General features: G+C 78.0%; 1 protein-coding gene. It reads right to left on the bottom strand.

Translation table 11 applies throughout. The annotated features are described in order from the left end of the window. Positions 1 to 1,291: FtsX-like permease family protein (locus CKO13_RS12210; protein WP_200261407.1), on the bottom strand; the 1,291-nt coding region annotated here is incomplete at both ends.

The following is a 1,291-nucleotide window of genomic DNA, read 5'->3' as shown; positions in this document are numbered from 1 at the left end:
GCCTCATCACGCAACGCCTCCGCCGGAGAGATGCGGGCCGAGCGCCAGGCCGGGTAGAGCCCGGCGAGCAGCGCCGCCGCCGTCGCCAGGGCCACGGCCTGGCCGAGCAGGAGCGGATCGAGCTCCAGGGCCAGGCTCCAGCCGAAGGCCCGCTCGTTGATCACGCCGGTCAGGGCCGCCGCCACCGCCAGGCCCGGCGGCACCGCCAGGAGCCCGGCCAGGAGGCCGAGCAGCCCGGTGCGCCCCAGCTCCAGGCCCCAGACCTGGGCCGGCGTCAGCCCCAGGGCGCGCAGCACCGCCACCTCCCGGGCGCGCTCCAGCGCCAGGGCCAGCAGGGCGCCGAAGACGCCGGCCGCCGCGATGACGGCCGCCAGCAGCCGCAGCACCCGGGTGACGGCGAAGGTCCGCTCGAAGATCGCCAGCGAGCGCTGGCGGATCTCGGCGTTGGAGCGCATGCGCACCCCCTCGCCGAGCGCCCCCGCCGCCGCCCGCAGGGCCTCGATCCGGGCGGCGGGCGAGGCGCCGTCGGCGAGGTAGACGGCGATCCCGGTCACCCGCTCGTCCGCCCAGTAGGCGTCGTAGAAGGCGCGGGAGACGACCACCGCCCCCTCGCTGCTCGTGTAGTCCTTGACCACCGCGGCGATGGGCCGGCGCTGCTCGCCGGCCGGGGTGGTCAGGGTGAGCGTATCGCCCACCGCCAGATCCCGGTGGGCGGCGAAGGGCTCGGTCACGTAGACCGCCTCGCCCCGCTGGAAGCGCACCCAGGCCTCCGCGCCGCGCTCCTTGTAGGGCATGCCGAGCTCGCCGATGCCGCTGCGGTCGTAGGCGCGCAGGCGGATCTCGCCCCCCTCGGCGGGGATCCGCAGGTGGCGGATCGTCCCCACCGCCGTCACCCCCTCGACGCCGGCGAGGCGCTCGGCCAGCGCCGGGTCCAGCGGCGGCGGGGGCTGCCCCGACGGCCCGGGGGCCTGGACGTAGACGTCGGCGGTCAGGGTGGCGTCGAGCCAGTCGACGAGCCCGGCGCGGAAGCTGTCGATCATCACGCTGACCCCGATGACCGCCGCCACCGCGATGACCAGGGCCGTGGCGGCGACCCCGGAGCGCGAGAGCCCGGCCACCACCCCGCGGGCGGCCATCCGCCCCGGGGTGCCGGCGATCCAGCCCGCCGGCCGCGCCGCCGCCCCGGCCATCCAGCGCACGGCCCACGGGACCGCCAGGGCGGCGCCGAGGAGCAGGCCGAAGAGGCCGCCGAAGCCGGCGAGGAGCCCGCCCCCCTCGACGAGCAGCAGCC

Origin of the sequence: Halorhodospira neutriphila (assembly GCF_016584055.1) — a bacterium.
GTDB lineage: Bacteria > Pseudomonadota > Gammaproteobacteria > Nitrococcales > Halorhodospiraceae > Halorhodospira > Halorhodospira neutriphila.
This window is presented reverse-complemented; position numbering and strand designations above follow the sequence as displayed.